Origin of the sequence: Thalassomonas sp. M1454, assembly GCF_007097525.1 — a bacterium.
In the GTDB taxonomy this organism is placed as follows: Bacteria; Pseudomonadota; Gammaproteobacteria; order Enterobacterales; family Alteromonadaceae; genus Thalassotalea_A.
Genome location: NZ_VKDD01000002.1, coordinates 503,191 through 517,014 on the forward strand (window position 1 = coordinate 503,191; position 13,824 = coordinate 517,014).

The following is a 13,824-nucleotide window of genomic DNA, read 5'->3' on the forward strand; positions in this document are numbered from 1 at the left end:
TATGAGTAAACGTATTATGTTAGTACCGGTTGGCTTTGGTGTGGGTCTTACCTCGGTTGCTTTTGGTTTATTTCACAAACTACAGCAGTTAGGGATTAACGTTGGCCACTTTAAGCCAATAAGTCAGCCATCGCGTAATGTTATGTCTAATGATCAAAACTCTCCGGCCGAATTTAGTCAATTTAACGAAACGTCATTACCAATTAGCTACGTAGAGCAAAAAGTTGGTGATGGTGACTTAGACGTGATACTTGAAGAAATCGTCGGTAACTTACAAAAGTTTGACCAAGAAGTGGTCATTATTGAAGGTTTAATAGAAACTACTAGGCAATCGTATGCGGCAAAAATAAATGCAGAAGTAGCCTCTGCGCTATCGGCAGATATTGTATTTGTTGCCACCCCAGATAGAGACTCACCTGAGCAATTTGAAGACCGAATTGAAGTAAGTGCAAGCAACTTTGGCGGTTTAAAAAACAAACGCTTAAAAGGTTGTATCATTAATAAGATGAACTCACCGGATAAAGACGAGTTCGGCTTATTGCCAAGAGATACCGAGTTTAATACTGACTTTGACTTACAACCTTGGCTTGATTTAAACATCTTTAAAAAACCGCACTTTGATTTAATTGGTACCATTAACTGGGATATCGATTTAGTTGCCCCTAGGGTTGCCGAAATAAGAAACTATCTTGATGCCACAGTATTACACTCAGGTGATATGGAGCATCGCCGTATTCGTAGTGTTAGTTTTTGTGCTCGAAGTGTTGGTAACTTGATGAGCCATTTAGTACCAGGGCGTTTAATTGTTACACCAGGTGATAGAACCGATATTATCGTTGCTACTTGTTTGTCAGCACTTAACGGTACCAAAGTAGGTGCTTTACTGCTTACTAATGGCTTTGTACCAAATGAGAGTGTGATGGAGCTTTGTCAGCAAGCGTTTGAGTCGGGTTTACCTGTGTTGTCTGTGCCGTGGGATACATGGCGTACATCAAGACATTTGATGAATTACAACCCTGAAGTGCCTGAAGAAGACGTACAGCGCCAAGACCGGATAAAACAACACGTAGCTGATAACATTAACTCAGCTTGGGTTGAGCGCTTATTGGGTACTAAAGTTACCGGTCAATTGCTTTCTCCGCCAGCCTTTAGACATAAACTTACTGACTTGGCCAAAGCTGCCAATAAGTTGGTAGTACTGCCAGAAGGTAATGACATACGCACCATTAAAGCTGCAGCGATTTGTGCCGAGCGCAATATTGCCCGTTGTCAGTTATTAGGTAATAAAGAAGAAATCTTACGTATTGCCGAGCAACAAGGTATTACCTTGCCAAGTAATGTGATGATCACTGAGCCGGAAAATATTATTGAAAACTACGTTAACCCGTTAATGGAGCTAAGAAAACATAAAGGTTTAACTGATATTGTCGCGCGCGAGCAATTACAAGATAACGTGATGCTTGGCACCATGATGTTAAAACTAGGCCAAGTTGATGGCTTAGTTTCTGGCGCAGTTAATACCACCGCCAATACCATACGCCCAGCGTTACAGTTAATTAAAACCGCACCGGGTAACTCATTAGTATCATCGGTATTCTTTATGCTATTACCTGATCAAGTATTAGTCTACGGTGATTGTGCAATTAACCCTGAGCCAAATGCGGAGCAATTAGCCGATATTGCCATTCAGTCTGCCGATTCTGCGAAAGCATTTGGTATTGAGCCAAAAGTTGCGATGATCAGCTACTCAACCGGTACATCGGGCTCGGGTGAAGAAGTTGCTAAAGTTGCTTTAGCAACTAAATTAGCACAAGAAAAGCGTCCAGATTTAATTATCGATGGTCCGTTGCAATACGATGCGGCTATTATGGAAAACGTTGCTAAGAAGAAAGCGCCTAACAGCCCGGTTGCAGGTAAAGCAACGGTCTTTGTATTCCCAGATCTCAATACGGGTAATACAACGTATAAAGCGGTGCAGCGCTCTGCCGATCTAGTGAGTATTGGTCCTATGTTGCAAGGTTTGAATAAACCAGTAAATGATTTATCTAGAGGGGCTTTGGTTGACGATATTATTTACACCATAGCGCTTACTGCTATTCAAGCAACGCAATAGTAATATCTTGCTATATACAACTCGAGGCTCGCTTAATTGTGATTCCTCGAGTTAATTTTATGATGAGTTAGAAAGTATAAAGAAGCTCAAACCGCTTAAACCTAGCAATTGGTTTTTATCTCCTTAATATCTGAACTCCTTATATGATCCTTTTCGATTCAAGCTTAGTTAAATAAACCGCAATTGATTTTGACGTTGGGGTAAATGATCTATCGCCAAAGCTATCTAATGGTACTAATGGATTTGTTTCTGGATAATAAGCCGCTAAATTATCTCTTGGTATATCGTAAAAGCGGATCTTAAAATCATCTACGCTGCGAGTTTCGCCATCTTTCCAAATAGAAGTGATTGCAACTAAGTCATCTTCTTTAAGTTTTAATCGTTTGGCATCAGCAGGGTTAATAAATACCACTTTACGCTCGCCAATAACGCCTCTGTACCTGTCGTTCATACCATAAATGGTGGTGTTAAATTGATCGTGTGAGCGCATTGATTGCAGGGTAAATAACTTTTGTTGTTTTTCTTGCTCAAAGCTTGCCATATCGATATCAATAACTGAACTTGGTAGTTTTGATGCGGTAAACTGGGCCTTATTTGAATTGGTTTTCCAAATATAGTTAGCCGCGCTATTGCCTAAATAAAATCCACCAGGGCTTTTAAGTTTTTCAGAGAAACCTTTAAAATCAGGAATTATATGTTCGATCATCGTTCTGATTTTTTGATAATCATTTGCTAATTCAAGCCAATCAATATTTTCTGAGCCTAACGTTGCATGGGCAATATTGGCGACAATGTTAGTTTCAGAGCGGAGCAGGGCTGAAGCAGGTTCAACCTTGCCATGAGAGGCATGTACCATAGAGAAGGTATCTTCAACGGTGACAAACTGCTCACCGCTTAATTGTCGGTCAATCTCGGTGCGACCTAAGCAAGGTAAAATAATGGCGTCTTCACCAATTTGTAGGTGACTACGATTAAGCTTTGTTGATATTTGCACATTTAATTTTGTGTTTTTTAATGCTTGATAAGTTTGCTTAGTATCTGGCGCTGCGGCAGCAATATTGCCACCTAAACAAATTAACACTTTACTTTGTTTTTCGAGCAAAGCACTAAGCGCATGGTAAACGTTATGGCCATTTTCTAATGGCATTTCAATGTTAAGGTGTTTTGCTTGCGACGCTAAAAACTCTGCTGGCGGCTTTTCATTGATGCCCATGGTGCGATTACCTTGCACATTTGAATGGCCTCGCACAGGGCAAAGACCAGCGCCACTAACGCCAATATTGCCTTTAAGTAGTTGTAAGTTAACAAACTCTTGAATAGTAATAACCGAATGCTTGTGTTGAGTGATACCCATTGCCCAAGTTAATATCACTTTATCTGAGCTTAAAAACACCTCTGCCGCTTGCTCAATTTCAAATTGGCTAAGGCCTGATTGGTTTACTATTTGTTGCCAACTGGTTTGCTCAACTTGTGCTACATAGTCATCAAAGTTATGACAATGCTCATTAATAAAATCTAAATTAAGCACTGGAGTTAAGGCGTTGTCGATACAATGTTGCTCTTTAGCCATAATGTATTTAACCATGCCTCTTACTACGGCCATATCTCCACCTAGCAAAGGAGTATAATAAGCATGGCTTATTTCTGTGGCACTTGGGGTTAGTAATTCAATTGGGTTTTGCGGACTGGCAAAGCGCTCAAGAGCAACTTCTTTTAAGTTATTAAAGGTAACAATTTTACAGCCTTTGCGAGCAGCACTGCGCAAAGCATTCATCATGCGTGGGTGGTTTGTTCCTGGGTTTTGCCCAAACACTAATATGGCATCGGCTTGGTCAAAATCGTCAAGTACAACCGTACCTTTACCAATACCAATCGATTCCTTTAACGCAACGCCACTAGCTTCATGGCACATATTTGAACAATCAGGAAAATTGTTGGTACCAAAGCTGCGACCGAATAATTGATATAAGAATGACGCCTCGTTACTGGCTCGCCCTGATGTATAAAATTCAGCTTGGTTTGGACTTTCTAAAGCATTTAAATGCCTAGCAATACATGCATAGGCATCATCCCACGATATCTCTTGGTAATGATCGGTGCTGGCGTTATAACGCACAGGCTGTGTTAATCGACCTTGGTATTCAAGCCAATAATCACTTTGTTTTTGTAATTGGCTAACGCTGTACTCTGTAAAAAACTTGGCATCAACTTTTTTAGATGTTGACTCCCAGGCAATCGCTTTAGCGCCGTTTTCGCAAAAGTGCAAAAAGCCTTCTTTCTTATCACCCCAAGCACAACCCGGACAATCAAAACCTTTATCTTTATTCGCAACTAATAAGTTTTTAAGATTGGTTTTAGGTTGTTCGCTTTTAATTATATGTTTAAGCGTAGAGGTGAGTGATGAAATGCCTCCTGCTTTAGCTGGTTTACTAAAGTTACTGAACGTTGGTTTTTGTTTATCTACCACAACAAAAGGCCTTAATAATAAATAGGGGCGTCATGTTTACGCACATGAACTAAGTTTAAATGATTTGTTTGAGCAATGTTTACCGCTAACTGACTTGGAGAGGCCAAACAAATTAAGTGCGAAATATTGGCAATGATGGCTTTGTGCACTAACTCAACGCTACATCGACTGGTTACGAGTAGCGCATATTGATTTGCAGTTAATTCTTTATTCACTAAATAACCAATGGTTTTATCAACCGCGTTATGGCGGCCAATATCTTCAGAGCAATAGATAATTTCACCATTAAGGGTGATTAAAGCCGCTGCGTGCATTGCGCCAGAAGCTTTCGCTTGCACTTGCCAATTATTTAATTGTTTTACTGCTTGTGTAAGGACTGGTTGCTCAATTATTGGCGTAGGAATTAAAGGAGCTAATTTAGGTAAAGCCTGGGCAACCGCTTCTACGCCACAGATGCCACAACTGCTGTTACTCTTTATACTACGTTTTTGGCTAGTAAGTTGCTGTGCAATACGATTGGCCACAGTAACATCAATTAATGCGGTACAGTTGTTGGCGTCTGTTTCAATTTTAATATCATGAATATCGTAACGGTACTTAATGACTTGTTCATTGTGTAAAAAGCCAATAACAAAATGCTCAAGATCGTACGGACTTGCCATCATTACCGCATATTTAATTGAGTTGATAGTAATAGCTATTGCGTACTCTTCAACTAATTTATTAGCAAAGCTTGGCTTGTTGTTTTGCACCAAATAGTCTGTGGAGTTGGCGTTGTTTGTCAAAAGTTGTATCTGCTAAGAGAGTAGGACACGTGCGGCTAATATACCATAAACAGTTAAATATAGTGTAGATAGAATTTAACTAAGTTGTTAGCTCAATGCTTGTTTTTATAGACTTTTTACTATATTGTTAGCTAGTTTTTTAATGATATGGATAATTATTATGACAGGTACAATTTCACAAGAAAAACAACAACTTTTTGCCGCTGCCATAACTAATGGTGACGTAATTGTACGCACTCCATCATCTGCTGATACGCAAGAAAACCCTGCCACGCCTTCTTATTCTAATCAAGAAGCGTTAATTAACGGTATCTGGATGATCCGCAATGGTATTTCTTTGTCTGAAGCATCACAATTATTCAATCAATGTTCATTAGCCACCGTATGGGGCTTTAAAAAAGTTGCTACCGACTTTAATAATTGGAATATTGAACAAGAGCCTTCAGACTTAACTTTAAGTGAGTTAAATGAAGAGTTAGCCAACAAAAATGACTTTATTAAACAGCTTGAAAAGCAACTTAAAAACCTTATGGCTATTCTAGCTTCTGCCAAAGAGCAAGACCCCGCACTAATGAACCGTGTTACTTTGCAATACATTAATGACAGTCGCCGTGAAACGGTAGATACCGCAAAAGAAGAAGCACGCCTTAAAGCTGAAAAAGAAGCTGAAGAGCAAGCGCTGTTAGTTAAGCAGATGCTTAACTTTTAGCCTCATCTCATACCTTGTGTTTATCCCTTTTTTCTCATAAAAGCTAGTTCACTTAGCTAAACAAATCTTCATTACAGTCTTTAACGATGCTAATAAGTTTATTGGCATCGATGCTACTTTTGCTATACCTTAATTATATAATTTGTTGTAAATATCAGATTCAATTAAAAAATAATAATTTTGGAGTTAGTATGGAAAACAATAATATCCCTGAAGAAGCGTTTGATTGGTACGATTCTTATGCGCATGGTGGCATGGATCGCCGTACGTTCATGAAAAAACTAACTGGTTTAGTGGCGCTAGGTTATTCTATGTCAGTGTTAACTTCTGCTTTATTACCTAACTATGCCTTAGCAGAGCAAGTGTCATTTAACGATCCTGAAATTAAAGCAAGTTATCAAAATTTTCCTTCAGCACTTGGCCATGGTGAAGGGCGAGGCTATTTAGTTGTCCCAAACGACGCTACTAAAAAATTACCTGTTGTGTTAGTTATCCATGAAAATAGAGGCTTAAACCCATACGTTAAAGATGTTGCCCGCCGTTTAGCAAAAGCTGGTTTTATTGCGTTTGCGCCCGACGCATTACAGCCATTAGGTGGTTATCCCGGTAACGATGATGAAGGCAGGGCAATGCAAAAAACACTGGATCGTGAAAAGATTCAACATGACTTTGTTGCTGCAGCTAAGTTTATAAAATCGCACAAACTATCAAATGGCAAACTTGGCGCTGTTGGTTTTTGTTTTGGTGGTTATATGGTTAATTACCTAGCGGCCATTGATAGCAACCTTATAGATGCCGGCGTACCATTTTATGGTACACCAGCGGCAAAAGCGCTGAGAAAAAATATTAAAGCACCACTGATGGTGCAACTAGGCGAGCTAGATAAACGCGTTAATGCAACTTGGCCTGAATATGAAGCGGACTTAAAAGCAGCTAATGTTGATTACGTTATGCATTCATATACTGGCGCTAAACACGGTTTTCATAATGACTCAACCGGGCGTTTTGACAAGGAAAACGCCGAATTAGCATGGACAAGAACAATCGATTTCTTTAAAGCAAAACTTGCTTAACTTGATAGTGAGCTAAGATAAGAAATATGCTTTTATAGCTATAAAGGCTAGTCAGGTTTAACTGTGAACTTGATAAATGATGAAGCAGGAATGGTGCTCGCTGCTGGACTCGAACCAGCGACACCTTGCATGTCATGCAAGTACTCTAACCAACTGAGCTAAGCGAGCTTATTTGTGAAACTGTTGTATGGACAACGTCGCTATAGTAACTAGCTGTTTTTATTGATGCAAGCGGTTTTACGCATACAGTTATAAATAGTTAACTGTTTGTACAAAAGTTAAACGATGTCGCTGGTTTTTTTGTTAAAGCACAGGCTCTGAAGCTTTAGGTAATATTCCAGCTTTGGCGCGTCTTTGAATCACTTTCAAACGCCATGCTAAGAAAATAGCTGCAGTAGTTAAACCTGAAATAAAGCCAATCCAGAAACCAGCCGCACCTAATCTTGGTACTATCCAATCGGTAATACCTAGAATTACGCCTAAAGACAAACCAACTAACCAATAGGATACAAAGGTAATATATAAAATAGATTTTGTATCTTTATAACCCCTTAACGCACCCGCAGAGATAACTTGGATAAAGTCTGAAAACTGGAATAGGGCGGCTAAAAACATTAACTGTGCTGCTAAGTTAATTACGCTTTGATCGTTTGTATAAATAAGGGCTATTTGCTCTCTAAATACTATGGTTATAGTTGCTGTACATATTGCGATGATAAAGCCTAATATCATTGAATTAGTACAAATATCTTTTGCTTGTTGTTGATTATCTTCACCCACAGCAAAGCCCACTTTGATGGTAACTGCCATGGCAATTGATAGCGGGATCATAAATAACATCCCGGAAAAGTTTATCGCGATTTGATGACTAGCAACAATTTCAGAGCCTAAAGGCGCAAGAATTATGGCCACCACCGAAAACAAAGATACTTCAAATAATAAAGACAGCGCGATAGGTACGCCGAGTTTGAGTATGGTTGTTATTTCGTTAAAGTCTGGCCATGACAGGCCTTTGAATAAGTTAATATGTGCTAGTTTTTTTGACCAATACACATAAGCCAACATACCAAGAAACATTGCCCAGTAGACAATCGCGGTTGCAATACCACAGCCGGCACCGCCAAGCTCTGGTGCGCCAAACTCGCCATAAATAAAAATATAGTTTGCTGGGATATTAATGATTAAACCTATGATCGAGATAACCATAGTTGGTTTAGTAAAACTTAGCCCTTCAGTATAATTGCGCAGCACTATATATAAACAATAGCCCGGGCCACCCCAAACAATGTAACCAAGGTAGTCAAACATTAACTCTTTTAATTTAGGTTCAAGCGCTAGCTTAGGCTCTAGATAAGGCGTTATTGCATAAAAGACAATAATTATTAGCAAGGACAGTATTAATGCAATCCAAGCGGTTTGTACGGTTGATTTGGCTATCGCATTAAAACGCTTTGAGCCAGCATACTGTGACACTATTGCTGAAAGTGCCATAACAACGCCATAAATGGTTAGTATTATTGGCAACCAAATACTACTTGCGACAGCAACTGCTGCCATGTCGGTTGCACTTACACGTCCTGCCATAACCGTATCGGCGAAACTCATTAAATTTTGAATGAGTTGGGCTATTAAAATTGGGTAGGCCAATTTCATTAAATCTTTGGTGTCTGTGAAAAATTTATCTAGAGTCATTAGCGCAAAGATCGGATAATAGGGTTAACGCATAAAATGCAATTAAGTTTAGTTATTTAGAGAATGATATATGTTTACAGGAATTGTGCAATCAACAGGCGAAGTTAAATCCATAATAAGTGGAGATAATTTTAAACACTTTGTTATAAAGGTACCTTTAGAATTAATTGCAAATTTAACTATTGGCGCAAGTGTAGCTAATAATGGTGTTTGTTTAACTGCGGTTAAATTTGAAGCGTTAGATGAAGAGTTTGCGCAAATAGAATTTGATGTGATAGATGAAACGCTACGCTTAACTAACTTAAACGAAATTGAAGTTGGCTCACAAATAAATATAGAGCGCTCGTTAAAAGCTGGAGATGAAATAGGTGGCCATATGGTTAGCGGTCATATTCATACTATGGCGACATTAGTAGAGCGAGTTGACTCTGCGGATAATTGCAAATTAACTTTTAGTATAGATAGTGCTTGGCACAAGTATATTTTTGCCAAAGGCTTTATTGGTGTTAACGGTGCGAGCTTAACCTTAGGAAATGTTGTTGCTGATGAGCAAGGTGAAACTATCTTTGATCTACACTTAATTCCTGAAACATTAGAGCGTACTAACTTAGGCGAACTAGAAGTTGGCAAGCCAGTTAATATAGAAATAGATCAACAAACTATCACTATAGTAGATAGCATTGCTAGGATCATGAAAGATAGAAGCTTATAGCCTATCTTAAAACACTTACTTTAAAATACTTGCTCGTCGTCAGCGTCAATCATTAATTGTATTTTCTGATTGTACTCATCGATGTGCATCGTCATGTGGATATCATTACAGCATGACGGGCAAGATTCATAATAATTCTGATCCCCTTGCGTTGTATCTAACGTGATATGTAAATGATGAGCACAGTGAGGGCACTGAATGGTTTTACGGCTTATATCATGGGGCATGGTAACCTCCGCTTTTTATTAAGTTCGCTATTAATACCAAGTCCATTAATTAACCGCTCATTTTTAATGGTTAAAATGAATAACTACTGCGTTATAAAATTTATAAGTAGAATAACTACTTACTAAATTTTATGCCTTGTAATTATCCCTTTTCCCTCATGAAAAAGTAGATCACTTAATCAATGGAATTGGTATAACTTGACGTTGAGAGTACATGCTTTAATTATGATCGATATTATCTAGATTGCAGGTAATAAACCTGACTTTTTGTAAGGTTTTTACTGTTTATTTGCTTGCAAAAATCTTGAATTATACTAGCGAAAAACGGCTGTTTTATCGTGTTGTTTTGTAAGTTATTGATAAACCTAAAAGCTTATATGATATGAGTTTCATTTCACAAATTAGCATGTTTTTATTTAATTATTGGATTGTTAATTTTCTAAAGTTACATACTGTTCTTAGATATAAAAATGGTAGTTAAGTATTCATCTCTTTAATAAGAAAATAATAAAATACTTTTAAATCAATAAGTAGTCTTTACATTAGATAAGTATATGATAACTTTATAATGCGTTTTGAAATGGAATTCAAAAGGAGTTCCGCGCAAATATGGATATACACTTTTGATGAAAAAGAATAATAAATTAAAGCTTCTTACTCCAATTGCATCAGCATTGCTTTTAGTTGCATGTGGTGGAAGTTCAAGTTCCGGGCCAGAAGTAAATACTGCACCAGTGCTCAATATTGAAAATCTAAATGCTGTAGAGAGCCAAATAGTATCCCTTAAAGCCAATGCAACTGATGATAGTAGTGGACTATCATATGCGTGGTCAGTACCAACTGTCGAAGGCTTAGAGTTATTAGAAACCAATACTGACACTTTGTTGTTTAAAGCGCCATCAGTAACAGAAGACAAGCTAGATATTAACGTTTCACTTACAGTGACCGATTCTGGCGGTTTAAGTGCAACTGAAAGTGCTATTATCACCATAAATAATGATATCCCTGTTGTATCTATCTCAGGTCCAGAAAATACATTTGAAAAAGAAACCGTTTCACTAGATTTTGAAATTTCAGGAGCTAATGAAATATTAAACTTTGAATGGGCTTTTGAAGGGGTAAATGTAAATCTCCAAGAGAAATCAATAAACTCTAAGAATATCCAAAATGTAAATAGAGCGTCTACTGAAATTGGTTCTAGTTATAAAGTTGTTGGTGGTAGTACTGATATTGATATTCTAAGTATAGCGAAACCAACTAACCTTATTGCTACATTAACAGCAACAGATATGGATGGTGATGTTGCTACATATTCAAAAACAATATTAGTTAATAATATTTTTGAAGAAGTTACTTTAACAGGTTTAGTAACAGATGCCCCCATAGCTAATGCTGATGTAACTATTTTTATAGGAATGAGAGAAGTAAAAGTTAAAGCTGATAGCAATGGGCAATATATTGCATACCTTGAAGTTGATGATGATGAAATGACATCATTAGTTAAGATTGCTGGTACAGGCGTCGGTGAACAAGGAGGTACCGAACTTGTTTCTCTAATTGGTTCGGTAGGAGAACTTATTGAAGCATCTAAAGAAGGTAACGAATTCTTATCTGATAATAATTTTGAACTTAATGTTACAAACATCACTACTGCGGAATATGCGTTAATTTTGGATGCGAATAAAGGCGTAGAACCAACAACAAGTGAAGACTTTAACAAACTATCTGCTGAGGTTGATCCTAGTGAAGTAATCAAGTTAGCGACTTTTATAAAAATCGCGATAGACTTTCCTGAGAGTGAATTGCCAGAAGGCATAGAAAGTACATTAGATTTAGTTACAAGTGCAGACGCACTCAATGAGTTTAAACAAGATTTTCCTGAAGATTCTGATATTTATACTGATGCTCTTGCAGAAATAATAGCCGACCCAATGTTAATAAAACCACAAGAGATAGCTGTTCCAAATATTCTATATACTTCAGCTATCCCAAGCAATTTTAATGCGGAATCATCTCAAACTTGGCTATTCAATGATGGCACCGGTGCTTATAATAATAAAACCTTTACTTATACAGTTGATGGGAATGTTATAAGTGGTCAATTTAGTGAAAATGAAGCAACTCTTAGTTATAGAATCGTAAACACTGCTGATGGCACTTTTGAAGTAGAACAAAGAACGAATTTCAACTCTTTTGAAATGATATTACTTTCAAAAAGTGACAATATTATAACTTACATGTACGAGATAACTTCTACTAAATCTCACCTTCAAGAAGATGTAGATAATTATGGGATTGAAGCTGAAATAGTATCTACTTGGTATGAGATTGAAACTGCAATAACTCAGGAAGAAATTGACAATTTCCCTGATATGAACGGAAAAACGGCTGTGCTTCCTATAGCTGAGTATTATAAGAAAATTTACCATGAAGGGTATAGTTATTATCCATCTTCAAAACTAGTTAATGATGATAAATTTGTGTTCTATTCTAATGGTACGGGGAGGTTAGATTACCTTGATGTTGAATTTACATGGCTTATTGAGGGGACGTCATTAAATATTAACTATGAAGAAGACGTTAATGGTTTTGTTAACGCTAGTTATACTCTATTTGATAAAGAAGGTTTATTAGATAAAGTTTACTTCAATTATTCAACATCTTTAGGTGAGTTTGGTTCAAAGTATCACGGCACAACTGGCGATGCTAAAATATTTGAAACAAACAAACCTCTTGAGTGGGCGAGTAATGACATTGCTGGCATCTATATTTATCCTCATAGTGAGCAAACTAGGTTAGACTTTTTTTGGTTTGAATTAGATGAGAATGGAAATGCTAATACTTTATCTACCAGTGATGATAACTTAGATGGCTTGATAACCAGAGATGAAGTTTATTTCCAATATGGTACATGGAGAATAGAGGATGGTAAGCTTAAAATAACACGACTACGTTCTATAAATGGCTACAACCCAGACATTGAACAAAGAACAGAGAATGAAGAATATAAGATATACCATGAAAGAACCTGGGATCTAATAAACAAACAAGGTAATAATTTTACGATCATGAATACTCACAATTTCATGTGGGGCAATTTATATCAAGACGAATATACTAGCCCTAATCAAGAAGATGTGTATATTGACTACAGGGTTATGCAAAAGATTGATATCGCACCAGTTGAAATACATAAAGAACTATCTAGTAAATCTCTAGGCAGTAAAAAATTCGATATAAGTAAACAAACTGTTATTACCAATCAATATAGTAAAGATGTTAACTTAAAATAGTACTACAAATAATTTACATATTGACCATAGAAGGATCTGATGAAATACAGGTCCTTTTTTATTCAAATGGTTTGAGTTTTTGTAAATTATACAAACTGGTTTTTAATGAACTAAGGCCGTAACTATTTGCAAGCCAAATAGGTAGCTTACCAGCAGGGTCAAAATTGCTTATATAGCTAATTGTTAAACCTTGTGTTTCATTAAAACTCGCTTGCCAAGTCACATTAACATCTTTAACTCTAACAAAGCCTTTACTCACCGGGCGGTAGCCATTCATGTCTTTAATTTGAATATGTAATTTACTCGCGGTTTTTTCAATAATGACTGATTGAGTTATCATTTCGCGTGGGTAGACAGGCCCAAAACCCTCAAAATGGGTAAGTACTATAAAGGTGGTTGGATTAATTGATTCAAGCAAGGTAACTTTTTCTACGCGATCTAACCAAGTAGGTGCAACTTTTACGTCGGTTAATAAATGATAAAACTCATCAATAGTGGCATTGATGCGCACACTGGCTTTTAATGTGTATAAACCTGATTTGTTAAAGGTCTGATAACTGATTTTTAAATCTTTATCTTGGTGATAAACCTGCCATTTGGCTTGGGTTATTTGAGAAAACAGTGATAAACAGATGAAAACTGAAAATTTGATAAAAAAACTAGGCAATTAAATAACATCCGTTTCGTGTGAATATTGCAAATTAGTGGGAAATCCCCTATATTGCACCAATCCATTTTGTATTGACTGCAATT

General features: G+C 37.1%; 10 protein-coding genes and 1 tRNA gene. 5 read left to right on the forward strand and 6 right to left on the reverse strand.

Features of this window, described 5'->3' with window-relative positions; translation table 11 throughout:
- The first annotated feature begins 1 nt into the window (after position 1).
- Entirely contained in the window at positions 2-2,113 is a 2,112-nt protein-coding gene (gene pta, locus FNN08_RS04150; RefSeq protein WP_143583488.1) for a phosphate acetyltransferase, read from the forward strand.
- A gap of 139 nt (positions 2,114-2,252) precedes the next feature.
- On the opposite strand, the gene FNN08_RS04155 is transcribed toward pta, so the two are convergent.
- On the reverse strand, positions 2,253-4,580 hold the full coding sequence (locus tag FNN08_RS04155) for an FdhF/YdeP family oxidoreductase (protein WP_143583489.1): 2,328 nt from the start codon (positions 4,578-4,580) through the stop codon (positions 2,253-2,255).
- A gap of 11 nt (positions 4,581-4,591) precedes the next feature.
- Positions 4,592-5,365, reverse strand: coding sequence for a formate dehydrogenase accessory sulfurtransferase FdhD (fdhD, locus tag FNN08_RS04160; protein WP_185962561.1), 774 nt, complete (start codon positions 5,363-5,365; stop codon positions 4,592-4,594).
- Between the two features lie 160 nt (positions 5,366-5,525).
- Here fdhD and FNN08_RS04165 point away from each other — a divergent pair, with 160 nt between their 5' ends.
- Positions 5,526-6,074: a hypothetical protein gene (locus FNN08_RS04165; protein ID WP_143583491.1), complete on the forward strand. Its 549-nt coding sequence runs from the start codon at positions 5,526-5,528 to the stop codon at positions 6,072-6,074.
- A gap of 191 nt (positions 6,075-6,265) precedes the next feature.
- Positions 6,266-7,147: a dienelactone hydrolase family protein gene (locus FNN08_RS04170; protein ID WP_143583492.1), complete on the forward strand. Its 882-nt coding sequence runs from the start codon at positions 6,266-6,268 to the stop codon at positions 7,145-7,147.
- A 91-nt stretch (positions 7,148-7,238) separates the two neighbouring features.
- Here FNN08_RS04170 and FNN08_RS04175 read toward each other — a convergent pair.
- Positions 7,239-7,315, reverse strand: a tRNA-Val gene (locus FNN08_RS04175).
- Between the two features lie 135 nt (positions 7,316-7,450).
- Positions 7,451-8,839: an MATE family efflux transporter gene (locus tag FNN08_RS04180; RefSeq protein WP_143583493.1), complete on the reverse strand. Its 1,389-nt coding sequence runs from the start codon at positions 8,837-8,839 to the stop codon at positions 7,451-7,453.
- A gap of 70 nt (positions 8,840-8,909) precedes the next feature.
- Between FNN08_RS04180 and FNN08_RS04185 the strand changes: the two genes are divergently transcribed.
- Positions 8,910-9,551 (forward strand): riboflavin synthase subunit alpha, encoded by a 642-nt coding sequence (locus tag FNN08_RS04185; protein ID WP_143583494.1) that lies wholly within the window; start codon positions 8,910-8,912, stop codon positions 9,549-9,551.
- A gap of 20 nt (positions 9,552-9,571) precedes the next feature.
- Here the strand turns inward: FNN08_RS04185 and FNN08_RS04190 are convergent, their stop codons facing one another.
- Complete coding sequence (locus FNN08_RS04190) at positions 9,572-9,778, reverse strand: CPXCG motif-containing cysteine-rich protein (RefSeq protein WP_143583495.1); 207 nt, start codon at positions 9,776-9,778, stop codon at positions 9,572-9,574.
- 626 nt (positions 9,779-10,404) lie between these two features.
- On the opposite strand from FNN08_RS04190, the gene FNN08_RS04195 reads away from it, so the two are divergent.
- Positions 10,405-13,071: a hypothetical protein gene (locus FNN08_RS04195; RefSeq protein ID WP_143583496.1), complete on the forward strand. Its 2,667-nt coding sequence runs from the start codon at positions 10,405-10,407 to the stop codon at positions 13,069-13,071.
- Between the two features lie 58 nt (positions 13,072-13,129).
- Here the strand turns inward: FNN08_RS04195 and FNN08_RS04200 are convergent, their stop codons facing one another.
- The gene (locus FNN08_RS04200) at positions 13,130-13,738 is read right to left on the reverse strand and encodes an START domain-containing protein (protein WP_143583497.1); all 609 of its coding nucleotides are present in this window, start codon (positions 13,736-13,738) and stop codon (positions 13,130-13,132) included.
- Positions 13,739-13,824 lie beyond the last annotated feature (86 nt).

Coding starts and splice junctions, on each gene's coding strand:
- FNN08_RS04190 (WP_143583495.1), bottom strand. CDS start 9,778: ATGCCCCATGATATAAGCCGTAAAACCATTCAGTGCCCTCACTGTGCT.
- FNN08_RS04165 (WP_143583491.1), top strand. CDS start 5,526: ATGACAGGTACAATTTCACAAGAAAAACAACAACTTTTTGCCGCTGCC.
- FNN08_RS04180 (WP_143583493.1), bottom strand. CDS start 8,839: ATGACTCTAGATAAATTTTTCACAGACACCAAAGATTTAATGAAATTG.
- FNN08_RS04170 (WP_143583492.1), top strand. CDS start 6,266: ATGGAAAACAATAATATCCCTGAAGAAGCGTTTGATTGGTACGATTCT.
- FNN08_RS04195 (WP_143583496.1), top strand. CDS start 10,405: ATGAAAAAGAATAATAAATTAAAGCTTCTTACTCCAATTGCATCAGCA.
- FNN08_RS04185 (WP_143583494.1), top strand. CDS start 8,910: ATGTTTACAGGAATTGTGCAATCAACAGGCGAAGTTAAATCCATAATA.
- pta (WP_143583488.1), top strand. CDS start 2: ATGAGTAAACGTATTATGTTAGTACCGGTTGGCTTTGGTGTGGGTCTT.